Raw genomic sequence first — 22,579 nt, 5'->3', positions numbered from 1 at the left:
CTCCCGCCCAGCCCGCCCCGCAGGGCCCCGGACAGGATGTTGCCGATGATGATGCCGCCCAGCACGGCGCCCGCATTCGATCCGCCACTGCCGTACCCGCCGCCGTACCCGCCATAGTGGCGCTGCGCGGCGGCCACGTCGTCATTGGCCAATGACTGCGCCTGGGCGGCCAGCGTCGCCGCCCCGTTGGCGTACTGGATCGCCTCACCGAGGTTGCTGGCCTGCCGGTCCTGGGCGGCCTGCAACTGGCGCACCGCCTCGGCCAGTTTGGTGCGCGCCTCCGGGCCCACACTGCCCCTGCGGGTGTCGATGAAATCCGAGACGCCACGCACCCGGGACTGCGCGCTGAACAACGCCTGACCGTACGCGCGGCGCAACCGTTCGGTGGTCTCGCGCTCCTCGGAGACGGCGGCCAGCAGCCGGTCCAGATCGGCGTCGGCGGCGCTCAGACTCGTGAAGGCGCCCAGTGGGTCGGTGCCGCCGGTACCCTGAGCGGCCGATACGGCCTGCACCGCGGCGTCGCGCGCGGCCGTCAGGGCGGTGGCCTGGGTGATATTGCCCTGTGCCAGTTGGGCTCCCGCGGCATCGATGCCGTTCTGGATATCGGCGATCGCTGCGGGCAGCGCCGCGATCGCACGGTTGATGTCGGTGGCGGCGCTGTCGACGGCGTCCAGCAGCGTGCGGGCTTGGCCCAGTGCGGACTCGGCCGCACGCACCGAATCGACCAGACCCGCTTGGCTGCCGGCCGGGCGGGCCACCAGACTGCGGGCGTTGGTGATGTTCTGGTCGGCGAAAGCCAAACGTTGCTTGGCGGTTTCGACATTGCCCGCGACGGAGGTCAGCGCGGCATCGGCGAACTGCTGGTGCAGCCCGGCCAGGGTCTGCTCCGACGGTCCGATCCGCGCGCTGAGATCGACCATCTGTTGGGTCAAGGTGTCCAGCCGGGTGGGCGCGTTGATCACCAGGTCGCGCAGCGCGGCGAACGCGCCGCGCTGGGCCTCGAGTTCACGGTCGGCCTTGGCGGCGGCGACCACCACCCGGGTCAGCAAGTCGCGGCGCTGCGCGGGTGTCTCGGGCACGGTGTCGTCGAGGATCTGGCGCACGTTGAACGCCTGCCCCAGCGTCGTTTTGGCGGCCTCCACCGCGGCCACGAACGGGGCGGTGTCCTTCTCGCCGAACTCCTCGACGGCCAGCGTCAACTCGTTGTCGCTGGTGCGCACCGCGTTGTCGACGTCCACGACGATCGAGCGGGACAGGTCGTCCAGGGTCTCGAGCGGCATCGCGGCCAAGGCGTTGGGATCGGTCGGGTCGGCGTGCTGGGCGGCCGCGAAGTCCGCGGCGCGGCGCTTGCGTCGACGCCGACGCTGCCACAACACCAGGATCACCACGGCCAGCACGATCACCGCGAGGATGGCCAGCAAGCCGACCCAGTTCATCTCGGTTCCGGACGACGACGCAGGCTCTGTCGCGGAGGCGTTGGCGTTGAGGCCTTCGGCGGCGGCGATGGCGGCCTGCGCCCAGTTCCCGTCGTGCAGTGCCGGCTCGATGTCATTGCGCCGCAGGGTGTTTGCCTCGGCGTTGCTGGCGGCCACCCCGCCGGCCAGGAACGCGTACGCCCGGTCGGTGGTGGCCACGGCCAGCAATGCGTCGTAGCTGCCCAGGTCGCTGGCCTCCAGGGTGGCCCGGGCCCACGGTTCGGCGTCCTGGCCGGAGAAGGTGTCCACGTACACCACCCACAACCGGACATGCCGGTCGGCGTAGAGCTTGTCGATGGCCTGGGTGACACGGGTGAGGTCCTGGCCGCTGAGCGCGTTCGCACCGTCGACCACTTGACTGGGCAACCGGAACGGCGGCTTGGCTTGCCCCGCGGGTGCCAGCAGCAGGCCGACGGACAGCATCGCGAGGATCATGCTGAGCAGGCGGGCGAGGCGCATGACCGCAAATCTAGCTGGCAGACTGTCCGCCAGTGGGCACCGTGACCGATCTCTATACCGACCTCGACAGGCAGCGCCTGGTGATCGAGGCGCCCAAAGGTGCCGCGCTGCCGGGAACCGGGACCGAGCACCGCACCGATTTCGCCAGGGACCGGGCCCGGGTACTGCATTGCGCGGCGCTGCGCCGGCTGGCGGACAAGACCCAGGTGGTCGGTCCCCGGCAGGGCGACACCCCGCGCACCCGGCTCACCCACTCGCTGGAGGTGGCCCAGATCGGCCGCGGGATGGCCGTCGGGTTGGGCTGCGATCCGGACCTGGTGGACCTGGCCGGGCTGGCCCACGACATCGGCCACCCGCCGTACGGGCACAACGGTGAACGCGCCCTCAACGAGATCGCCAAACCGTTCGGCGGGTTCGAGGGCAATGCCCAGAACTTCCGCATCTTGACCCGGCTGGAGCCGAAAATACTTGACCCCGATGGTCGTTCCGCGGGGCTGAACCTCACGCGCGCGGCCCTGGACGCGGTGACGAAGTACCCCTGGTTCCGGGAGGGGGTGCGCAAGAAGTTCGGCTTCTACGACGACGACGCCGAGGCGGCCGCATGGATGCGGGCCGGTGCGCCCGCCGAGCGGACCTGCCTGGAAGCGCAGGTGATGGACTGGGCCGACGACGTCGCCTACTCGGTGCACGACGTCGAGGACGGGGTGATCTCCGGGCGTATCGACCTGCGGGTGCTCGCCGATGCCGACGCCGCCGACGCGCTGGCCCGGCTCGGCGCCGAAGCGTTCCCGACGGTCAGCCACGACGATCTGCTGGCCGCCGCGCAGCGACTGTCGGAGGTGCCGGTGGTGGCCGCGGTCGGCAAGTTCGACGGCACCTTGGCGGCGTCGGTCGGGCTCAAGAACATGACCAGTGAACTGGTGGGCCGGTTCGCCAACGCCGCGATCACCGAGACCCGGGCGGTCGCCGGGGACGGGCCGCTGCGCCGCTATGACACCGACCTGGCCGTCCCGGCTTTGGTGCGGGCCGAGGTGGCGGTGCTGAAGATGTTGGCGCTGCAGTTCATCATGTCCGATCATCGTCACCTGCAGATCCAGGCCGACCAGCGCACGCTCGTCGAGGAGGTCGCCTTGGTGCTGTGGGCGCAGGCGCCGGGCAGCCTGGACCCGCAGTTCGCCGCCGAGTTCGAGGCCGCCGCCGACGACGGGTCGCGGCTGCGCGTGGTGGTCGACCAGATCGCGTCCTACACCGAGAGCCGGTTGGAACGGGTCTATGAGGCGCGTTCGCGCAAGCCGTTGTGAGCGGCCTCTAGACTGATCCGATGGCTTCGGGGCGTATTGCGGATCGCGATATCGCTGCCATCCGTGAACGCGTCCGCATCGAGGAAGTCGTCGGCGATTACGTCCAGTTGCGCCGCGCCGGGGTGGACTCGCTCAAGGGGCTGTGTCCGTTCCACGACGAGAAGTCGCCGTCCTTCCACGTCCGCCCCAATCACGGCCACTTCCACTGCTTCGGTTGCGGTGAAGGCGGCGACGTCTACGCCTTCCTGCAGAAGATCGAACACGTCAGCTTCGTCGAGGCGGTCGAGCTGCTGGCCGACAAGGTCGGCTACACCGTCACCTACACCGGCGGCACCACCGCCAACGTGCAGCGCGACCGGGGCAGCCGCAGCCGACTGATCGCGGCCAACGCCGCGGCCCAGGAGTTCTACGCCGAGGCGCTGCAGTCGGCCGAGGCCGCACCGGCGCGCCAGTACCTGATCGACCGCAACTTCGATGCCGACGCCGCCGCGCGGTTCGGCTGCGGATACGCCCCGTCCGGGTGGGACACCCTGACAAAGCACCTGCTGCGCAAGGGATTCGAGTTCAAGGAGCTGGAGGCCGCCGGCCTGTCCCGGGAGGGGCGGCGCGGGCCGATGGATCGGTTCCACCGGCGGTTGCTGTGGCCCATCCGGGTGTCGTCGGGGGAGACCATCGGTTTCGGCGCGCGCCGGTTGTTCGACGACGACCACATCGAGGCGAAGTACGTCAACACCTCGGAGACGGTGCTGTACAAGAAGTCCCAGGTGCTGTTCGGGTTGGACCTGGCCAAACGCGATATCGCCAAGGGGCATCAGGCCGTCGTCGTCGAGGGCTACACCGACGTGATGGCCATGCACATGGCCGGGGTGACCACCGCCGTCGCCGCATGCGGCACCGCCTTCGGCGACGAGCACCTCTCCATGCTGCGCCGACTCATGATGGACGACAACTTCTTTCGCGGTGAGCTCATCTACGTCTTCGACGGTGACGCGGCCGGGCGGGCGGCCGCGGTGAAAGCGTTCGAGGGGGAGCAGAACCTGGCGGGGCAGTCGTTCGTGGCGGTGGCCGCCGACGGCATGGACCCCTGCGATCTGCGTCTGCGCGACGGCGACGGCGCGCTGCGCGACCTGGTGGCCCGCCGGTCCCCGCTGTTCGAGTTCGCCATCCGCACCGCGCTGACCGATCACAACCTGGACAGCGCCGAGGGCCGGGTGGCCGCGTTGCGCCGGTGTGTGCCGATGGTCGCCGGGATCAAGGATCCGACACTGCGCGACGAGTACGCCCGCCAGTTGGCCGGCTGGGTGGGTTGGGACAACGTGGCCCAGGTGCTCTCCCGGGTGCGGGAGGAGGCCGCGCGCAAGGGCCCCAAGGGCGGCGCCCGGCGTGACGGGCGGTCCGAGACCCCGGTCCGCCCGCCGCGGCCGACGGTCACCCGGCCCGATCCGCGCGATCCGACGCTGCGGCCGCAGCGCGAAGCCCTCAAGGCGGCGCTGCAGTATCCGGGGCTGGCCGGACCCGTCTTCGATTCGCTGACCGTCGAGAGCTTCACCCATCCCGGCTATGCCGCCGTGCGGACGGCAATCGCCACCGCGGGTGGGACATCGGCCGGGCTGTCCGGTGTCCAGTGGATCGAGGCGGTGCGCGACCTGCAGGAGACCCCGGAGGGGGCGAACCTGGTCAACGAACTCGGTGTGGAGGCCATCCGCATCGAGGACGACGAGAAGTTGGTCCGTTACGTCTCGGGGGTGTTGGCCCGGCTGCAGGAGGTGTCGGTGGGCCGGCAGATCGCCGAGGTGAAGTCCAAGCTGCAGCGGATGTCGCCGGTGGACAACAGCGACGAGTACCACGCGCTGTTCGGCGATCTGGTGGCCATGGAAACCTATCGCCGCAGTCTGCTGGAGCAGGCCAGCGGTGACGACATGACTGCGTGATCTGTCCTCGCGCGCTATGGTGAGGCGTCCGACGAAGCCATCAGAAAGGCATCCCGGTGAACATTTCAGCTCGGCGTCTGGTCGTGGTGGGCGCGTTCGCGGTCGCGGCCGCCGCGGCACCGCTGGCGGCCTTGTCGGCCGCCGGCTCCCAGAGCTCGGTGCAGGCGCAGCCGGCGTGCTTGGCGTGGTTCGGTAACAAAGAGGACGGCAAGTGCCTGTCCTACTCGAACTCCGGTGGCGGTGGCGGCGTCGGTTTCGGCAGCCCGGGCATCTCGGTGGGCAGCAACGGCGTCAACTCCGGCCCGCTGCTTCCCGGTCAGACCTGGAACGTCCCCATCGGTTAACGCTTCTCGGCGGTCTCGTCCAGCGGTTCGAGCACCGTCGTCTCGGCGTCGATCGCCGTCAATCGGACCATGGCCGGATCGGGGGACACCCGATCGGCGAGCTTGCGGCGGCCGGCATCCAGCACGGCCTTGGTCGCCGGGTTTTCGGTGACGGCGCGATACGTGCCGGCGATCTGTTCGTACCGCCGGCGGCCGGCCTTGGCGCCGAGCACGTAGCCGACCCCCAGCACGAAGACGAACCGGAACACGTGTACTCCCTCCCCGGATCACTGCAGAATGTTGTCCATCCTGCCTCACGTAGCTGTGGGCACGTGATCCTGGCTTCCGAAAGTGGCGCTGACGTGCCGATTCGAGTCGTGCCGCCCGCATAGGCTAGAGTCTGTTTTCGGTTCAATCCCCTGTAGCTCAATTGGCAGAGCTTCCGACTGTTAATCGGACGGTTGATGGTTCGAGTCCATCCGGGGGAGCCAGCAGGCCAGCGCGAGCGCGCTGGCCGCAGTGCTTTTGAGGGCAGTTTCCGCCCGGCTACAGCCGGGCCGCCGCCGCCGATGCGGCCGCGGTGGTCAGCCCGTTGAACGGGTAGAGCACGTGAGCCAGCGGCGAGAGCGCCGAGGCTTGCGAACCGTCGCAGATGGCATCGCCGGGGGCGCAGAGATCCAGCGACTTGCCCGCGTACTGCGACCCGATATTGGCCGCCGGCGCACCGTAGTGGGCCAGCAGCGGCGCACTCGGTTTACCGAACAGCACCAGCCCGGCGACGCGGTCGGACACCCCGGCCGGCAGGTCGCCGGTAGCGTAGGCGGCCACCGCTGCGCCCTGGGAGAACCCGCCGACGATCATCTTGGTGTTGGGGCAGTTGGCGGCCGTCGCCTGGATGTGTGCGCTGGCGTCGTGAACACCGTCGAACATGGTGCCCGGGAACACGGCCTTGTTGTCGAAGTCGCCGGTGGCCGGATAGTTCACGGCGTACACGCCGATGGACTTGCCCGCGGCCTGGGTGCGCAGGGCATCGATGAATGCCTGGCCGGTGACACCGACGCCGGGTGGCTCGTCGCTGCCGCGGGCGAACACGACCTCGGCGTCGGGGCACGGCTGCGCGCCGGCGGTCGGCGTGGCGACGGTTGCCAGCGTCGACGCGGTCAGTGCGCCGGCGACGACGAACCGACCGGCCAACCGGCGCAAATGGCGAGTACCCATGCGCGCGATGCTACCGGCAGCGTTCGCTGCGCGTAGCGCCCCGCGGTTTTCGGCCCGCCGCGTCCGTAAGCTCACAGCCATGCGGTTCTCGCGGACCCTTCCGCTTCTCGCCTCGGTCACTCTGGTCGCCGCGTCGTGCGGCTGGAGCCCGCCCAATGCCGGGCCGTCCACGTCGAACGGATGTAAGACCGAGGACAGCCCGAGCGCGGACACGGTCGCCACGGCGGTGCAGGGGCTGGGCAGCGGCTGGCATGAGACCGCCAGTGGCCATACCGGTGACTGCCGGCTGCACTGGGTGGTGGTCGGCACCGGTGACACCGCGTTGGACGCCCCCGTGCAGGTGTTGTTCTTCGACCGCAACTCCCCGCTGGGCCCGCCGACCCCGCGGCCGCGGCCCTACACCACCGTCGTGCCGCTGGGCGACAAGATCGCGACGGTGCAATACCAATGGCGCCAGGGCGCCGACAAGCCGTGCTGCCCAACCGGAATCGCCCAGGTGCGTTTCCAGATCGGCGACGACGGCAAGCTCAAGGCACTGGATCCGATCCCGAACGCCTGACGCTGTCGCGAGATTGCGGTTATCGCGAGCTGCACTCGACTTTTGCCGCAACAACCGCAATGTCGCGGTCAGGTGCGGGCGGTGCGCGTCTTCAGCCGGAACAGTTCCACCAGTCCCGCCTCGACGCGGCGCAGCGGTTCGTCGGACTTGGTGGCCTGGCACATCACGATGGCGCCCTCGACGGCGGCGACGGTCATGGTGGCCAGCTCGGCGGCATCCCGCGGGGACAGTTGCGCTGCCTGCAGGTGGCCCGTCAACCGGCGTTCCCAGTCGGTGAACACCGCGCCCGCGGTGTCGGCGGCGGCGCCCGCCTCCGAGCGACCCAGGGCCGCGGCCACGATGGGGCAGCCCGCGGTGAAGTCGGTGGCCCGCAGCGCCTCGGTCCAGCCGGCGACGAACCGGCGGATCACGGTCGCCGGGTCACCGTCGACCGCCAGCCGGTCGATCGCCGCAGCGGTGAGCTTGCCGGCCGTGGCGGTGGCATCGGCGATCAGCTCGGCCTTGCCGCCGGGGAAATTCAGGTAGAGCGACCGCCGCGCGGTTCCGCTCACCTCCAGCAGCAACGCGAGCCCGGTACCAGCGACGCCGTTGCGCCGGATGAGGTCGACGGCGCTGGTGATCAGCCGGTCACGGGCCTGCATGCGAGATTTCCTACCTGGGGATGATTGCGGTGTACCGATCAGTCTACTAACGTCTCACGCCACGCGTAGACCATTTGGTCTACAAGGGGTGTGAGGGGGACGGATGGCGCACGGGGAAAGCAGGGCGTTCGGCCGGTTCAGCCGGTTCTGTGCACGGCACGCATGGTGGGTCATCGGATTCTGGGTGGTGCTCGTCGGCGCGCTCAACCTGGCCATCCCGCAACTGGAGCGCACCGTCGCCGAGCATTCGGCCCCGTTCATCCCGGGCAATATCGAAGCGGCGCAAACACTTCGGCACATGTCGCAGCAGTTCGGCGTGCCGTCCTCCTCGGCCATCGGCAGCGTGCTGCTGGTGAACGAGAACGGTATCGGCGCCGCCGACGTGCAGACCTACCACCAACTGGTCGCCCAGTTGCAGGCCGACACCGACGACGTCGCCTATGTCCTGGACACCTACAGCAACGACGCGCTGCGCAGCGTCGCGCTCAGCCCCGACGGCAAGGCGATCAACCTGTTGGTCGCCGCCACCGGCGACGTCGGCTCCACCAAGGCGCACCAGAACACCGTCAACATCCGTGAGGTCATCCACTCGCTGGCCAAACCCGACGGCCTGCAGATGTACTACACCGGGCCGTCGCCCACCCTGGCCGATCTGTTCAGCGCCATGGACTTCTCACTGCTGATCATCACCGGTGTCTCGGTGCTGCTGATCACCGCCGTGCTGCTGGTGGTCTACCGGTCGGTGGTCACCGCGCTCATCCCGCTGCTCACCATCGGCGTCGGGCTCGGGGTGGCCCGGCCCGTGGTGTCTCTGTTGGGTGAGCACGCTGTGATGACCGTGTCCAATATGACCATCGCGCTGATGACGGCAATGTTGCTCGGCGCAGCAACCGACTACGCGATCTTCATCCTGGCCGGCTATCACGAGGGCCGGCGCAGCGGTCTGCCCGTGCCGGATGCGCTGGCCCGGGCCGGGCAGAAGGTGTCCGGCATCCTGATCGCCTCGATGCTCACCATCGCCGCCGCGGCCACGGCGATGGGCTTCACCCAGCTCGGCATGTTCCGTGCCGCCGGCCCGCCGATCGCCGTCGCGATCGTCATCGCCCTGGCCGTCTCGATGACCCTGCCGTACGCATTGTTGTCGATCCTGGGTGCTCGCGGCCATGCCGAACCGCGCCCGCTCGACGAACGACGCTGGCGCCGCATCGGCGCCACGATGATCCGGCGATCGGGCGCCCTGGCGGCCGCATCGCTGGTGTTGCTGCTCGCGGCGGCCTCGGTATTGCTGACCTTCCGGGTCAACTTCGACGAGAACGCCATGCAGCTGGACCGTACCGAGAGTGCGGCCGGATACGAGAAGGCATACGCCCATTGGGGTTTCAACGAGGTGGCGCCGGAATACCTGATCGTGTCGGCCGACCACGACATGCGCAACACCAACGACCTCGCCGTGCTGGACCGCATCGCGGCGCGCATCGCCGGGCGGCCGGATGTCGCCTACGTGCGCGCGCTGACGCGGCCGACGGGCAGTCAGCTGGAACAGACCACCGTCGGCTACCAGGCCGGTGTCGTCGCCGGCCGGCTCGGCGAGGCCAGGGACCGGATCGGCACCGCGACACCCGACCTGCAGCGGCTGGCGTCGGGGACCGCCTCCCTGCGTGACGGTGCCGCCGCCGCCGATGCCCAACTGCCGCAACTGGTCTCGGGTATCAGGACGGTGACGGCCCTGGCCCACCAGGTGCTCGGTGGTTACCAGGAAGCCAGCAGCGCGCTGCGCACGGTCACCGACGGCGAGCTGGACGTGCCCGCAGTCCTGGCCGATCTCGACGCCTCGGTCGGTCTGCTCGACGTGGCCCTGCAGGCCATGTCGGACAACGCGCAGATCGCCGACGGCGGCCGGTTGGTCAGTTCGGCGCTCGGCTCCGCGCTCACCGCGGTGCCCGGACCGGACTGCGTCGTCAACCCGGTGTGCATGAAGGCCCGCACCGACCTGGCCGATCTGGACGCGCTGTCCGACGGTGCGGTCAGCCGCACCCTGCGCCAGGTGCAGGGGCTGACGGCGGTGCCGCAGGTGACCATCGACAAGGTGCGGGCGGCTCAGCCCGCCATCCGCAACGCCGTCGCCCGGTTGCAGACGTTGGCCGCCATGGTGCCCGGCGGCTCGCCGGCACAGGGCAATGCCCAGCTCGCCGAACTGGTGCGCGGTGCGGATCGCCTGGACGAGGGCATGAGCCGGCTGGCCGCCGGCCTGGCCCAGGTCAAGAGCGGAGTCGACCAGGTGGTCGGGCTGACCGGCCAGCTCACCGACGGGCTCACCCAGGCCTCGGACTACCTGGCCACCTTGAGCGCCCACACCACGACGGGCGCCGGCGCCGGGTTCTACCTGCCCGCACAAGGCTTCTCCGACAAGACTTTTCAGGAAGGGCAGAAGCTGCTGTTCGCGTCCGACGGCAAGACCGCGCGGATGCTGGTGGTGTGGCGGATCAACCCCTACAGCGACGCGGCGCTGAACGCCACCCGCGAGCTCGCTCCGGCCGCCGCCGAGACCGCCCACGGAACGTCGCTGCAGGATGCGCATTTCGGCACGACCGGTTTGGCCTCGCTGTCGGCGGACATGCGCGACCAGGTGTGGCGGGACTTCGCCGTCTACGGTGCGGTCGCCATCCTGGGCGTGCTGCTGGTGCTCATGGTGTTGCTGCGCAGCATCGCCGCACCGGCCTTCATGGTCGCCGTCGTCGTGCTGTCCTTCGGCGCCGCCTCGGGCATCAGCGTGCTGGTGTGGCAGCACCTGATCGGCGTGGACGTCGACTGGTCGGTGTTCCCGGTGTCGTTCATGGCGCTGATCGCCGTCGGCGCCGACTACAGCATGCTGTTCGCCGCCCGGATCCGCGAAGAGTCCGCCGACGGCATGGTGCGGGGCGTCATCCGCAGCTTCGGCAGCACCGGCAGCGTCATCACCACGGCCGGAGTCGTCTTCGCGCTCACCATGTTCGCGTTGATGAGCGGCCGGGTGATCAACCTGTTGCAGATCGGGTTCACCGTCGGCGTCGGGCTGCTGATCGACATCACGCTGGTGCGCACCATCCTGGTGCCGGCCGCCATGGCGTTGATCGGCGACCGGATCTGGTGGCCGAGCCGGCCCGGGCGGGGATAGCTACTTTGGTTCGACGGTGCCGGAGCTGACGGCGTCCTTCTCCTTGTGCTCGTCGGCGTCGGGGATGTGCTCGGGGTGCAGCATCTCGGCGTAGCGCAGCTTCTCGGGAATCCCGAACCCGTCCACCAGCAGCTCGGCATGTGGGCGTAGCTTGCGGCACCGGTCGTTGATGGCCCGGGTGACGGCTTTGGCGCGTTCGGTGGACAGGAAGCGGTGCTCGACGAACCACGCCTTGTCCTGCTCGATGATGGTCAGCGCGTACAGGTCGCAGACCAGGTCGAGGATCTCGCGGGCGGTCGGGTCCTCGCAGGTGTCGATGCCGGCGACGAAGGCCTCCAGCACGATCCGGTCGATATGCGCGGTGGCGGCGTGCAGCACGTGGTCCTGCACGGCGTTGAACGCGTCGAAGGCGCTCATCTCCTTGGCCTTGCCCTGCAACCGGCGGGCCACCGTGGACAGCAGGTACTCCTCGCGGTCCTCGAACATCTGGACCTGGGTGCCGCGGTTGAACAGGCTGCCTTCCTCCTCGTTGTCCTGGCGGGTGTCGAGGATGGTCTGCATGATCGTCTCGGCGGCGGTGCGCTTCATCACCCGCTCGCCGGCGAAGTTCGCCGCGAACCGGACCCATTCCACCGGGCTCATGCCCTTGATGTCGTCGGCGTAGGCGGTCAGCAGTTCTTTGGCCACCAACTGGGTCAGCACGTGGTTGTCACCCTCGAAGGTGGTGAACACGTCGATGTCCCCGCGCAGCGCGATCAGCCGGTTCTCGGCCAGATAACCGGCGCCGCCGCAGGCCTCGCGGGCCTCGGAGATGGCCCGGCTGGCATGCCAGGTGTTGGCCGCTTTCAGCCCGGCCGCCCGCGCCTCCAGTTCGCGCTGCTCCTCGGCGTCGGGGAAATCCGACGACTGCAGCTCGTGCAGCTTGGCCACCAGTTCGTTCTGCGCGAACTGCAGCGCATAGGACTTGGCGATCAGCGGGAACAACCGGCGCTGGTGCACCAGGTAATCCATGATGATCACCTCGCCCTCGTCGCCGGGGGCGCTGAACTGCTTGCGCTGCAACGCGTACCGCGTCGCGATGTCCAGCGCCACCCGCGCCGCGGCGGCCGCGCTGCCGCCGACGGTGACCCGGCCGCGGATCAGGGTGCCCAGCATGGTGAAGAACCGCCGGCCCGGGTTCTCGATGGGCGAGGAGTAGGTGCCGTCCTCGGCGACGTCGGCGTACTTGTTGAGCAGGTTCTCCCGCGGGATCCGGACCTGGTCGAACTGGATACGGCCGTTGTCCACGCCGGGCAGGCCGCCCTTGTAATGGCAGTCCGAGGTGGTGACGCCGGGCAGGTCGTTGCCCTGCTCGTCGCGGATCGGCACCACGAAACAGTGCACGCCGTGGCCCTCGCCACGGGTGATCAGCTGAGCGAAAACCGCTGCCACCCGGGCGGTTTCGGCCGCACCGCCGATGTAGTCCTTGCGGGCGGTGGGGGTGGGGGAGTCGATGACGAATTCCTGGGTGGCCGGGTCATAGGTGGCGGTGGTCTCCAGCGCCTGCACATCGCTGCCGTGACCGGTCTCGGTCATCGCGAAACAGCCGACCAGCTCCAGGTCGATGATCTTGCGGACATACGCCTTGTGGTGGCGCTCGGTGCCCAGGTTCTCGATCGCCCCACCGAACAGGCCCCACTGCACACCGGCCTTGACCATCAGCGACAGGTCACTCATGGCGAGCATCTCGATGCGGGTGACCGCCGCGCCGACGTCGCCGGTGCCACCATGCTCCTTGCGGAAGCCGTCCTCGGCGGCGCCCGCGGCGGCCATGATCTTCAGCTGTTCGCCCACTTTGGTGCGGGCGATCACGGTGTTCGGGGTGTAGTGCGGCCGGAAGATCTCGTTGGACAGTTCGGTGCGCACCGCATCCTTGACGTCGCGCCAGCGTCCGTCGAGGGTGTTGCGCAGATGTTCCGCGGTGGTGGTCATACCCGAACTTAGCCCGTCGACGCGTCCCACAAACGTGACTCTGGCAACGCAGGCTCACCTGAGTTCCGACGTGTCACATCGGACGCGTTCAATATCAGCCATGGCCGAGGTCGAGCTGCCGCACGACGGCGATCACACACACGCCGACGTGAGCGGCGGCTGGTTGCGTGCGGCAACGTTCGGTGCGATGGACGGCTTGGTCTCCAACACCGCGCTGATCGCCGGCGTGGCGGCCGGCGCCAGCGCGCATGCCGTGGTGCTGTCCGGGGTGGCCGGGCTGCTGGCCGGTGCGTTCTCGATGGCGTTGGGCGAGTACACGTCGGTGACCACGGCCAACGAGCAGATCGACTCCGAGGTCAACGTCGAACGCCGATCCTTCGCGGTGAATCCGCGGGCGGAGCGAGCCGAGCTGATCGGCATGTTCGAGAACATCGGACTGTCCAGGGACACGGCCGAGCGTGCCACCGAGGAACTGCACGGCGACGAGAGCAAGGCCATCAATTTCCACCTGATCCAGGAGTTGGGCGTCGACCCGTCGGAGAAGCCCTCCCCGCGGGTGGCGGCCGTCTCGTCGTTCCTGATGTTCGCGATCGGCGCGATCATTCCGCTGATCCCGTACCTGCTGGGTTTCGAGTCGTTGCCGGCCGGCCTCACCTGCGGCGGCATCGGCCTGCTGATCGCCGGCGGATTGGCCGCGTTCATCACCAAACAACGGGTGTGGTTCGGGTCCTTGCGCCAGTTGCTGTTTGGGGCTATTGCGATCGGCGCCACCTATGTGGTCGGGTCGGTAATCGGTACCGTCATCGGGTGACCGATCTGAAACCCTTGGCGCTACTCCTGACCGCGGTGCTGGTGCTGGCGGGTTGTGCCGGCGCGCCGGCCCCGGCCTCACAATTGGAGTTCCTGGGCAAGATCGAACTGGCGCACGGTCTGCTGTTCGCCGACACGACGGTCGGCGGGCTCTCGGGCATCACCTACGACGCCGGACGCGACCGGTACTACGTGATCAGCGATGACCGGTCGGAGAAGAACCCGGCCCGGTTCTACACCATGAGCATCGCGCTGTCGGAGGGCAACCTGGCGCGGGTGGACCTGCTCGGGTCCACCTCGCTGCTCAACACCGACGGCAAGCCGTTCCCGCGACGGTCGGCCACCAGCGTGCCACCGGATCCCGAAGGTATCGCCTTCGACGCCCGTCGTAAGCAGCTGTACTGGTCCAGCGAGGGGGAGCGGATCGTCAAGCCGGACACTCCGCCGGTGCTCCTCGATCCGTGGGTGCGCATCGCCGGCCTGGACGGTGCCTTCCACGGCCAGTTCACCCTGCCGCCGGAACTGCACATGTCGCCCGCCGACGCCGGCCCGCGGAAGAACCAGGCCCTGGAAGGGCTCACGCTGGCTCCCGACGGCACCGCGCTGTGGGCCGGGATGGAGGCCCCCGGCTTCGACGACGGACCGGTGCCCACCGCCGAACACGGCGCGCTGACCCGGATCACCCGGCTCGATCCGGTGACCCGGCAGCCGACGGCGCAGTACGCCTATCCCCTGGACGCGGTCAGTTCCGGCGAGGGCGGCGACAACGGGCTGTCCGACCTGGTGGCGCTGGACGCCGAGGACTTTCTGGTCATCGAGCGCGGCCACGGCACCCGGACGTCGGTGCGGATCTTCCGGGCCAGTGTCGCGGGCGCCGACGACATCCTGGGCCGGCCGTCGTCGGCCGGTGCGGTGCCGATGCGCAAGAGCCTGGTCGACGACCTCTCGGCGACGGTGCACTCGGTCGACAATGTCGAGGGAATCACCCTGGGGCCCAAGCTGCCCGACGGCCGTCAGTCGGTGGTCATGGTGACCGACGACAATTTCTCGCCCGATCAGGTGACCCAGCTGCTGGCGTTCGCGCTGTGAGCCTCAGCTGTCCGAGCCGACGGTGATCGCCTCGGCCTGATCGAGGTCGCTCTCCGGTGCGTCGACCCCGGCGAGGTGACCGCGCGTGCCGAACAAAACCACGGCCGCGGCCACGACGGCCCCCGCGCCCACCCAGAACGGCAGATGCGCGCTGACCTGTTCACCCAGCACCCCGGCCAGCCAGGGCGCCACCGCGGCACCGCCGAACCGCAGGAAGCTGTAGGCCGCCGACGCCACGCCTCTCTCCACCGGTTCGATTCCCCGGGTCGCTGCGCTCCTGCCCGCCGGTGCGGCTTTCATGACGGTTTCGGTGATCAAGGTGTTGTTGATGCCGATGAACAGACCGGCCACCACCACGCCCGCGGCCAGCACCGCCTTGTGATCGGTCCAGACCGCCATCGCCGCCAGCACCACGCTGAACGCCAGCAGATTGAGCACCAGCACCCGCACCGTGCCGAAGCGGTGTTGCAACCGCGGGGCCACCACCACCGACGTGAACGCCAGCGCCAGACCCCAGCCGAAGAAGATCAGGCCGATCTCACGGGCGCCCATATCCAGCGGGAACGGTGTGAAGGCCAGCAGGGTGAAGAAGCCGAAGTTGTACAGCAGCGCGGTGACGGCCACACCGAGTAGGCCGCGGTGGCGCAGAGCGCGGAACGGGTCGGCCAGCGAGGTCGAGCGGGCCGGCGGCGGGGTGGCGGGCAACAGCAACGCCGTGACCACCAAGGCGATCGCCATCAACACCGACACCCCGAAGAACGGACCGCGCCAGGAGATGCCGCCGAGCACGCCACCGACCAGCGGGCCCACCGCGATACCCAGACCGAGGGCCGCTTCGTAGAGGATGATCGCTTGTGCCACCGAGCCTTTCGCGGAGCTGACGATGGTGGCCAGCGCCGTCGCGATGAACAGCGCGTTACCCAGGCCCCACAGCGCGCGCCAGCCGACGATGCCCATCACGGTGTCACTCATCCCGGCCAGTCCGGCGCCGGCGATGATGATCACCAACCCCACCAGCAGCGTGCGTTTCGGCCCGATCCGGCTGGACACCACGCCGGTGATCAGCATGGCCACGCCCATCACCGCCATGTAGCTGGTGAACAACAACGACACCTGCGACGGCGAGGCGTTCAGGTTGTCGGCGATCGGCTTGAGGATGGGGTCCACCAGGCCGATACCCATGAACGCCACGACGGACGCGAAGGCGACGGCCCACACTGCTTTCGGTTGACGCCACATGGCGGGGAGAACTCCTATTCGTCGGGGGACTGACGCGCGACCGCCAGCAGTTCGCGCAGCACGACGACCGCGTCGGTCAACGTCTGCCGTTGGGCATCATCGAGGTGGTTCAGATACGGGTCGATGACCGCGCCGCGGTCGGCGCGTACCCGGGCCAGGGTGGCCCTGCCCTTGTCGGTGATGCTGATCAGCACGGCCCGGGCATCACCGGGGTCGCCGACCCGCGACACCATGCCGGCGTCCTCCAGGCGGCGCACCTGGGTGGTCATCGTGGGCTGGGAGCAGTGGTCGATGGCGGCCAGATCGGAGATCCGGGCGGCGCCCTGGTCCTCGATCGTCGACAGCAACCGGGCCTGTGCGAACGGCAGCGGCATCCGGACCCGCTGGTTGGCCAGCCGGTTCAGCCGCGCCACCACCGACAGCAGGTCAGCACCCAACGCGGTGGTCGTTTCCTGGCGAGTCACCCCACCATGATTACATAGATTCACTATGTAGATGATGAGGCCGGTGGTGGGGACCGTCACAGTGCGGCGACGGGAAGCACCCGGGTCGCCTGGCAGAATCGTGAAATGCCCGCTACCGGCCCGACCCGCACCCCTCGGCGGGCCGGATCGTTGAAACCGAACGAGCTGGCGCAGGCCGCGGTGATGGCGGCCCTGTGTGCGGCCATCGCGATCATCGCGGTGGTCGTCCCATTCGCCGCGGGCCTGTCGGTGCTGGGCACCGTGCCGATGGGCTTGCTCGCCTACCGCTACCGCTTCAAGGTGCTCATCGCCGCCGCGATCGCCGGGGCCACCATTGCCTTCCTCATCGCCGGGATGGGCGGCCTGATGACGGTGCTGAACTGCGCCTACATCGGCGGACTGACCGGCGCGGTGAAACGTCGCGGCCGTGGCCTGACCACCGCCATGCTGGTGTCGGTGGTCGCCGGTGCCGTTTTCGCCGTGCTCGTGGTGGGTGCGCTGGCCGTCGCGTCGCGGCTGCGCCAGTTGGTGTTCGACGCGATGACGGCCAACGTCGAGGGCACGGCCCGGATTCTGGGCCGCATCCCCGGCATGGAGGACATCGCGCCCCGGCTGACCGATCTGTTCGCCACCGCGCTGCGGTACTGGCCGTTGCTGATCGGCGGCTACGGCGTCGTCGCCATCATGTTCGTCAGCCTGATCGGCTGGTGGGCGCTGTCGCGGGTGCTGACCCGGCTGGCGGGCGTGCCCGATGTGCACAAGCTGGACGTGCCCGCCGAAACCGGATCCGTCGCGCCGGTGCCGCTGCGGCTGAACGACGTGGTGTTCCGCTATCCGGGAACCGACCGCAATGCGCTGGGCCCGGTATCGCTGACGGTGCAGCTGGGCGAACACGTGGCGATCACCGGTGCCAACGGCTCGGGCAAGACCACGTTGATGTTGGTGCTGGCCGGCCGGGAGCCGACCGCCGGCACCGTCGAGCGGCCGGGTGCGGTCGGTCTCGGCGCGCCGGGCGGCACCGCGGTGATCATGCAGCACCCGGAGAGTCAGGTGTTGGGTACCCGGGTCGCCGACGACGTGGTGTGGGGTTTGCCCGCCGGCACCGAGACCGACGTGCCGCGGCTGCTCGCCGAGGTCGGCCTGGACGGGCTGGCCGAACGGGACACCGGCGGCCTGTCCGGCGGCGAACTGCAACGCCTGGCCGTGGCCGCCGCGCTGGCCCGCGAACCCGCGCTGATGATCGCCGACGAGATCACCAGCATGGTGGATCAGCATGGGCGCGACGGCCTGATGGCCGTGCTGACCGGGCTGACCCGCAACCACCAGATGTCGCTGGTGCACATCACCCACTACAACGAGGAAGCCGAGGCCGCCGACCGCGCCGTCAACCTGGCCGGCGGTTCGGAGATGGTGCAGGCGGCGACGGTGCCCAGGGGTGCCGCGGCCCCTCACGGCGACACCCCGGTACTGGAACTGCGTGGGGTGGGCCACCGGTATGCCGCCGGCACCCCGTGGGAGAACAGCGCATTGCGCGATATCGACCTGGTGGTCAACGAGGGCGACGGCGTGCTGATCCACGGTCTCAACGGATCCGGCAAATCGACGCTGGCCTGGATCATGGCCGGGCTCACGGTACCGACCACCGGCAGTTGCCTGCTCGACGGTCGCCCGGTGTCCGAGCAGGTCGGCGCGGTGGCGCTGTCCTTCCAGGCCGCCCGGCTGCAACTCATGCGCGGCCGCGTCGACCGCGAGATCGCCTCGGCCGCCGGATTTTCCGCACGTGAGCGGGCCAGGGTGGAAGCGGCCCTGGCCGCAGTCGGCCTGGAAGCGAGCCTGGCGTCGCGGCGTATCGACCAGCTCTCGGGCGGACAGATGCGCCGGGTGGTGCTGGCCGGGCTGCTGGCGCGGTCACCGCGGGCGATCATTCTCGACGAACCGCTGGCCGGCCTGGACGCCGCCAGCGCCCGCGGCCTGCTGCGTCTGCTCGAGCAGCTGCGCCGCGACGGCCTGACCGTCGTGGTCATCTCGCATGATTTCGACGGCCTGGAGGAGCTGTGCCCGCGGACGCTGCACCTGCGCGACGGACAACTGGTCCCCGCCGCGTCGAGCGCCTCGGGAGGTGCGGCGTGAGCGGGCCCCGCCGGCCGGTGGTGCTGCTGCGGCCGGTGCCCGGCGATTCGGTGATCCACCGGCTGTGGGCCGGAACGAAACTCATCGCGGTGGCCGCGCTCGGTGTGCTGCTGACCTTTTATCCCGGCTGGGTGCCCATCGCCTTCGTCGCCGTGGTGGTCCTGGTGACCGCCGTGTTGGCCCGCATCCCGCGGGGCGCGGTGCCCTCGGTTCCCGCCGCGCTGTGGCTGATCGTCGCGCTCGGCGGGGTGACCGCCGCCTTCGCGGCGGGCGAGCCGTATCTCACCGTCGCCGGAACGGAATTCGGCCTGGGCGGGCTGCTGAACTTCCTGCGCATCACGGCGGTGGCGTTGGTGTTGCTCGGGCTCGGCGCGCTGGTGTCGTGGACCACCAACGTCGCCGAGGTCGCCCCCGCGGTCTCGACGCTGGGCCGGCCGCTGCGACTGTTCCGGCTACCCGTGGACGACTGGGCGGTCACCCTGGCGTTGGCGCTGCGGGCGTTTCCGATGTTGATCGACGAGTTCAGCGTGCTCTACGCCGCCCGCCGGCTGCGGCCCCGCGAGCGGCCCGAGTCCCGGCGTGCCCGCCGCAAGCAGTGGGCCGCCGAACTGGTCGACTTGCTGGCCGCCGCGGTCACGGTGTCACTGCGCCGCGCCGACGAGATGGGCGATGCGATCACCGCGCGTGGTGGCGCGGGCCAGATCTCGGCCTATCCGTCGCGCCCGCACGCCGCCGACTATGTCGCGCTGGCGGCCATCGCCGTGGTATGCGGGCTGGCCGGTTACCTGGAAGCGTTCACGTTCCTGGCCACCAGTTAGCGCGCGGCGGCGGTGTTCGCCGCCCGCTCGGCCTGCGTCAGCGCGTCGGGCACGGCGAGCCGGCCCAGGAACATCTCGTCGAAATAGGGCTGCAGCGCTTGATAACCCGCGGCGAATCCGGCACCACCGGGGGCTTCGATCCGCGGTCCGTTCAGCACCGAGAAGAACGGCCCCACGTCGACCCCGCGGCGCCGCCAGTGCTCGAAGTACACCGGCTGCGCACTCAGTACGGCCGGGACCGCGGCGCCGTCGACCCCCAGGAAGGCGTTACCCTCGCGGCTGCCCATCCAGGCCAGCACCTCGCGTACCGCCGCGGGATGCCGGGTGGCCGAGTTCGCTGCCGCCGCAATCCCGTTGGTCACGCTGACCCGCCCGGCCGGTCCGATGGGCAGCATCGCCACACCCCACCGGAACGGCGCCTGCGTCGCGACGGTCGCCAGGTTGTAGGTGCCTGACTGGAACAGCGCCATCCGCCCGGCCAGGAACTGGTTGCGGGAGAAGTCGCCGTTGCCGTTGGTGTCGGCGGCCGACGGTGCGACATGGTCGGTGTTGATCAGCCGTACCAGGTACGCGAACGCCCGGGCGGCTGCGTCGTTGGCGAAGGTGAACCGGTCCCCGTCGGCGAAGCTGCCGCCGGCCGACCCGATGAAGTTGAGGTAGATGCCCTGCATGTCGTTGGCGGCGTTGTACCCCCATTGCCGGATCCGGCGCGGGTCGAACGCCGGGCTGTCGGGCCGGTTCCCGGACTGGTCCACGGTGAGCCGGACCAACAATTGCCGCAACGTGTCGTCCGCGCCGGGGGACCAGCGCAGGCCGTCCAACGTGGCCGGATCGACCCCGGCGGCCTGCAGCAGGTCGGCGTTGTAATACACCGCGATCCCGGCGTCGGTGAGTTGCGGTACCCCCCAGAGCGTTCCGTTGCGGGTGAACTGCGCGATGGTGGCCGCATCCCAGTCGGGCGAAGGGACGATCGGCGTCAGCTTTCCGTTGTCCGCGTAGCCGGCGAAGTAGGCGTTGGACAACCAGAAGATGTCGTCGGCTCCGCCGCCCGCGACATCGGTGCGCAGGGTGGTGAAGTAGTTCGCGTAGGCGACCACGTTGACCCGCACCGCGATATCGGGGTGGCGGCGGGAGAATTCGGCGAAGGACTGCCGGTAGGCCGCCGCCACCTGCTCGTCCCACAGCCGCACGGTGATCACCGTCTTCCCGGAGTCGGAGGTCCGGCCCAACAGCAGTCCGGCGACCAGCAGCAGCGCCCCGGCCACGGTGACGCCGGCGGCCACCCAGGTGGAGAACCGCAGCCTCATTTCAGCCCCGTCACCACGATCGAGCGGACCAGCTGCCGGCCCAGCACCACGAACAGCGCCAGCAGCGGCACGACCGCCACCGTCGTTGCCGCCATCACCACCGTCCACTGGGCGTCGTAGCGGGACTGCAGGCCCGCCGTCGCGACCGTCAGCACCTGCCACCGCGGGCCACTGGTGATCACCAGCGGCCACATGAAGTTGTTCCACTGCGACACCACCGTGATCATCGCCAGCGTCGCCAGGATCGGCCGGCTGGCCGGGATCACGACATGCACCAGCACGTCGAGGGTGGTGGCGCCGTCCAGCCGCGCGGCGTGGATCAGGTCGGTGGGGATGCCGCGGAAGTGTTCCCGCAACAGGAAGATCGCGTACGGGGAGCCGAACAGGAACGGCAACACCAACGCCCAGAACGTGTTTCGCAGGCCGGTCTCGGCCATCATCAGGTACAGCGGCACCACCGTCACGGTGGCCGGCACCATCAGCGTCGCCAGGTACACCCAGAACAACGCGTCCCGGCCCGGGAAGCTCAGCCGCGCGAAGGCGTAGGCGGCCAGCACCGAGAACGTCAACTGGCCCAGCAGCACGGTGGCGGTCACCAGCGCGGTGACCACCAGAGCGCGCCCGAACCCGGCATCCCCGAGTGCGGCGTAGTTGGTCAGTGTCGGCGGAGCCGGGAACGACAGCGGTGAGCCGGTATTGAACTGCCGGGCCGAGGTGAACGACGTCATCAGCCCCAGCAGGAACGGCACCAAGGTGATCAGCGCCCCCACCGCCAGCCCCGCGTGGATCAGGGTGTTACGTAAGGTCATAGCTCACCCGGCTGCGGAAGTAGAAATGCTGCGCCAGCGTCACACCGACCAGCAGCACGAACAGGACGGCCGCCATCACCGCGGCCCGCCCCATGCTGGCCGCGCCGAAGGCCTCGGCGTAGATGCGGTGTGCGACAAGGTCGGTGCGGCCCTGCGGACCCCCTCCGGTCAGGGCATACACGGTGTCGAACACCTGCGCCGCACTCACCACCCCGGTCACCGACACGAAATACAGGGTGGGCCGCAGCATCGGCAGCGTGATGTACCGGAACCGCTGCCAGTCGGTGGCGCCGTCGGTGCGGGCGGCGGCGTGCACATCCCGCGGGATGGCCAGGATGCCGGCGAGGAAGAACAGCGACACGTAACCGACATTGGTCCACACCGTCACCGCCGAGACCACCGGCAACGCCAGGCCCGGATCGGTGAGCCACTCGATGTGGCGTCCGGTGACGGTGCTGAGCGCGCCGTCGGTGGGGGACAGGATCCAGCGCCACAGCACCGCGATGGCCAGCGGCGCACAGATCCAGGGCAGCACATAGAGCGTCCGCAGGAATCCGGTGCCGGGCAGCCCGCGGGCGAGCATGGCGCCGGCGGCCAGACCCAACACGGTCTGGGTGGGCACCACCATCGCGATGAACGCCACCGTCACCAACAACGACGTGGCGAACGACGGATCGGTCAGCACCGACTGCCAATTGTCCAGGCCGACAAAGCGAATCGGGCCCAGTAGGTCCCAGCGGTACAGGCTCAGCCAGGCGACCACCAGCATCGGCAACAACAGGAAGGTCAGTACCCCGAACAGGCTCGGCGCTACCAGCGCGTACCCCAGTACGGTGGAGCGTCGCGGCCGCCGCGCTCCCGTTGTGCTCATGTCGTCAGCC

General features: G+C 69.4%; 19 protein-coding genes and 1 tRNA gene. 10 read left to right on the top strand and 10 right to left on the bottom strand.

Annotated elements, in window-relative coordinates; translation table 11 throughout:
• Positions 1-1,934: TPM domain-containing protein (locus AWB94_RS26490; RefSeq protein ID WP_085122531.1), on the bottom strand; the 1,934-nt coding region annotated here is incomplete at its 3' end.
• A 32-nt stretch (positions 1,935-1,966) separates the two neighbouring features.
• On the opposite strand from AWB94_RS26490, the gene AWB94_RS26485 reads away from it, so the two are divergent.
• Genes AWB94_RS26485 through AWB94_RS26475 form a run of 3 tightly spaced genes read left to right on the top strand, consistent with a single transcriptional unit; the run spans position 1,967 to position 5,510 of the window.
• The gene (locus AWB94_RS26485) at positions 1,967-3,235 is read left to right on the top strand and encodes a deoxyguanosinetriphosphate triphosphohydrolase (protein ID WP_062655347.1); all 1,269 of its coding nucleotides are present in this window, start codon (positions 1,967-1,969) and stop codon (positions 3,233-3,235) included.
• 20 nt (positions 3,236-3,255) lie between these two features.
• Complete coding sequence (gene dnaG / locus AWB94_RS26480) at positions 3,256-5,166, top strand: DNA primase (RefSeq protein ID WP_062655346.1); 1,911 nt, start codon at positions 3,256-3,258, stop codon at positions 5,164-5,166.
• A 50-nt stretch (positions 5,167-5,216) separates the two neighbouring features.
• A complete protein-coding gene (locus AWB94_RS26475; RefSeq protein ID WP_062655345.1) occupies positions 5,217-5,510 on the top strand; it encodes a DUF7155 family protein in 294 nt (97 codons plus the stop codon).
• Here AWB94_RS26475 and AWB94_RS26470 read toward each other — a convergent pair.
• Positions 5,507-5,758: a hypothetical protein gene (locus AWB94_RS26470; RefSeq protein WP_036396134.1), complete on the bottom strand. Its 252-nt coding sequence runs from the start codon at positions 5,756-5,758 to the stop codon at positions 5,507-5,509. The two genes, AWB94_RS26475 and AWB94_RS26470, sit on opposite strands and share 4 nt — an antisense overlap.
• A gap of 146 nt (positions 5,759-5,904) precedes the next feature.
• Between AWB94_RS26470 and AWB94_RS26465 the strand changes: the two genes are divergently transcribed.
• Positions 5,905-5,980, top strand: a tRNA-Asn gene (locus tag AWB94_RS26465).
• 55 nt (positions 5,981-6,035) lie between these two features.
• Here the strand turns inward: AWB94_RS26465 and AWB94_RS26460 are convergent.
• Entirely contained in the window at positions 6,036-6,707 is a 672-nt protein-coding gene (locus tag AWB94_RS26460; RefSeq protein ID WP_062655344.1) for a cutinase family protein, read from the bottom strand.
• A 79-nt stretch (positions 6,708-6,786) separates the two neighbouring features.
• Between AWB94_RS26460 and AWB94_RS26455 the strand changes: the two genes are divergently transcribed.
• Positions 6,787-7,266: an LppP/LprE family lipoprotein gene (locus tag AWB94_RS26455; protein WP_062655343.1), complete on the top strand. Its 480-nt coding sequence runs from the start codon at positions 6,787-6,789 to the stop codon at positions 7,264-7,266.
• Positions 7,267-7,334: 68 nt separating this feature from the next.
• Here the strand turns inward: AWB94_RS26455 and AWB94_RS26450 are convergent, their stop codons facing one another.
• Positions 7,335-7,907: a TetR/AcrR family transcriptional regulator gene (locus AWB94_RS26450; protein WP_062655342.1), complete on the bottom strand. Its 573-nt coding sequence runs from the start codon at positions 7,905-7,907 to the stop codon at positions 7,335-7,337.
• A gap of 103 nt (positions 7,908-8,010) precedes the next feature.
• Here AWB94_RS26450 and AWB94_RS26445 point away from each other — a divergent pair, with 103 nt between their 5' ends.
• Entirely contained in the window at positions 8,011-11,061 is a 3,051-nt protein-coding gene (locus AWB94_RS26445) for an MMPL family transporter (RefSeq protein ID WP_062655341.1), read from the top strand.
• On the opposite strand, the gene AWB94_RS26440 is transcribed toward AWB94_RS26445, so the two are convergent.
• The gene (locus tag AWB94_RS26440; protein ID WP_062655340.1) at positions 11,062-13,032 is read right to left on the bottom strand and encodes an acyl-CoA dehydrogenase family protein; all 1,971 of its coding nucleotides are present in this window, start codon (positions 13,030-13,032) and stop codon (positions 11,062-11,064) included.
• Positions 13,033-13,132: 100 nt separating this feature from the next.
• On the opposite strand from AWB94_RS26440, the gene AWB94_RS26435 reads away from it, so the two are divergent.
• Both AWB94_RS26435 and AWB94_RS26430 read left to right on the top strand, forming a co-directional pair.
• Positions 13,133-13,843, top strand: coding sequence for a VIT1/CCC1 transporter family protein (locus AWB94_RS26435; protein WP_062655339.1), 711 nt, complete (start codon positions 13,133-13,135; stop codon positions 13,841-13,843).
• Entirely contained in the window at positions 13,840-14,931 is a 1,092-nt protein-coding gene (locus AWB94_RS26430) for an esterase-like activity of phytase family protein (RefSeq protein ID WP_234811893.1), read from the top strand. The genes AWB94_RS26435 and AWB94_RS26430 overlap by 4 nt, the downstream gene beginning before the upstream one ends.
• A gap of 3 nt (positions 14,932-14,934) precedes the next feature.
• Here the strand turns inward: AWB94_RS26430 and AWB94_RS26425 are convergent, their stop codons facing one another.
• Both AWB94_RS26425 and AWB94_RS26420 read right to left on the bottom strand, forming a co-directional pair.
• Complete coding sequence (locus tag AWB94_RS26425; RefSeq protein ID WP_062655338.1) at positions 14,935-16,170, bottom strand: MFS transporter; 1,236 nt, start codon at positions 16,168-16,170, stop codon at positions 14,935-14,937.
• Positions 16,171-16,184: 14 nt separating this feature from the next.
• On the bottom strand, positions 16,185-16,634 hold the full coding sequence (locus tag AWB94_RS26420) for a MarR family winged helix-turn-helix transcriptional regulator (protein WP_062655337.1): 450 nt from the start codon (positions 16,632-16,634) through the stop codon (positions 16,185-16,187).
• 105 nt (positions 16,635-16,739) lie between these two features.
• On the opposite strand from AWB94_RS26420, the gene AWB94_RS26415 reads away from it, so the two are divergent.
• Together AWB94_RS26415 and AWB94_RS26410 are read left to right on the top strand one after the other, a co-directional pair.
• Positions 16,740-18,764 carry a DUF2232 domain-containing protein gene (locus tag AWB94_RS26415; RefSeq protein ID WP_062655336.1) on the top strand — a complete coding sequence of 675 codons (2,025 nt, stop codon included), beginning with the start codon at positions 16,740-16,742 and terminating at the stop codon, positions 18,762-18,764.
• Positions 18,761-19,582, top strand: coding sequence for a CbiQ family ECF transporter T component (locus AWB94_RS26410; protein ID WP_062655335.1), 822 nt, complete (start codon positions 18,761-18,763; stop codon positions 19,580-19,582). The genes AWB94_RS26415 and AWB94_RS26410 overlap by 4 nt, the downstream gene beginning before the upstream one ends.
• On the opposite strand, the gene AWB94_RS26405 is transcribed toward AWB94_RS26410, so the two are convergent.
• The 3 genes from AWB94_RS26405 to AWB94_RS26395 are packed head-to-tail and all read right to left on the bottom strand — an operon-like array spanning position 19,579 to position 22,569.
• On the bottom strand, positions 19,579-20,889 hold the full coding sequence (locus AWB94_RS26405; protein ID WP_062655334.1) for an extracellular solute-binding protein: 1,311 nt from the start codon (positions 20,887-20,889) through the stop codon (positions 19,579-19,581). The two genes, AWB94_RS26410 and AWB94_RS26405, sit on opposite strands and share 4 nt — an antisense overlap.
• The gene (locus AWB94_RS26400; RefSeq protein WP_062655333.1) at positions 20,886-21,698 is read right to left on the bottom strand and encodes a carbohydrate ABC transporter permease; all 813 of its coding nucleotides are present in this window, start codon (positions 21,696-21,698) and stop codon (positions 20,886-20,888) included. The genes AWB94_RS26405 and AWB94_RS26400 overlap by 4 nt, the downstream gene beginning before the upstream one ends.
• A complete protein-coding gene (locus AWB94_RS26395; RefSeq protein WP_062655332.1) occupies positions 21,685-22,569 on the bottom strand; it encodes a carbohydrate ABC transporter permease in 885 nt (294 codons plus the stop codon). Before AWB94_RS26395 ends, AWB94_RS26400 begins: the two co-directional genes overlap by 14 nt.
• Positions 22,570-22,579 lie beyond the last annotated feature (10 nt).

This window comes from Mycolicibacterium canariasense (assembly GCF_002101555.1).
GTDB lineage: Bacteria > Actinomycetota > Actinomycetes > Mycobacteriales > Mycobacteriaceae > Mycobacterium > Mycobacterium canariasense.
Note: the sequence above shows the minus strand (reverse complement) of the source record. Positions and strands in the feature narration are given on the sequence as shown.

Excerpts from the sequence above, each read along its gene's own strand:
- dnaG (WP_062655346.1), top strand. The coding sequence starts at position 3,256 with ATGGCTTCGGGGCGTATTGCGGATCGCGATATCGCTGCCATCCGTGAA.
- AWB94_RS26460 (WP_062655344.1), bottom strand. The coding sequence starts at position 6,707 with ATGGGTACTCGCCATTTGCGCCGGTTGGCCGGTCGGTTCGTCGTCGCC.
- AWB94_RS26455 (WP_062655343.1), top strand. The coding sequence starts at position 6,787 with ATGCGGTTCTCGCGGACCCTTCCGCTTCTCGCCTCGGTCACTCTGGTC.
- AWB94_RS26450 (WP_062655342.1), bottom strand. The coding sequence starts at position 7,907 with ATGCAGGCCCGTGACCGGCTGATCACCAGCGCCGTCGACCTCATCCGG.
- AWB94_RS26445 (WP_062655341.1), top strand. The coding sequence starts at position 8,011 with ATGGCGCACGGGGAAAGCAGGGCGTTCGGCCGGTTCAGCCGGTTCTGT.
- AWB94_RS26440 (WP_062655340.1), bottom strand. The coding sequence starts at position 13,032 with ATGACCACCACCGCGGAACATCTGCGCAACACCCTCGACGGACGCTGG.
- AWB94_RS26435 (WP_062655339.1), top strand. The coding sequence starts at position 13,133 with ATGGCCGAGGTCGAGCTGCCGCACGACGGCGATCACACACACGCCGAC.
- AWB94_RS26425 (WP_062655338.1), bottom strand. The coding sequence starts at position 16,170 with ATGTGGCGTCAACCGAAAGCAGTGTGGGCCGTCGCCTTCGCGTCCGTC.
- AWB94_RS26415 (WP_062655336.1), top strand. The coding sequence starts at position 16,740 with ATGCCCGCTACCGGCCCGACCCGCACCCCTCGGCGGGCCGGATCGTTG.
- AWB94_RS26405 (WP_062655334.1), bottom strand. The coding sequence starts at position 20,889 with ATGAGGCTGCGGTTCTCCACCTGGGTGGCCGCCGGCGTCACCGTGGCC.
- AWB94_RS26400 (WP_062655333.1), bottom strand. The coding sequence starts at position 21,698 with ATGACCTTACGTAACACCCTGATCCACGCGGGGCTGGCGGTGGGGGCG.
- AWB94_RS26395 (WP_062655332.1), bottom strand. The coding sequence starts at position 22,569 with ATGAGCACAACGGGAGCGCGGCGGCCGCGACGCTCCACCGTACTGGGG.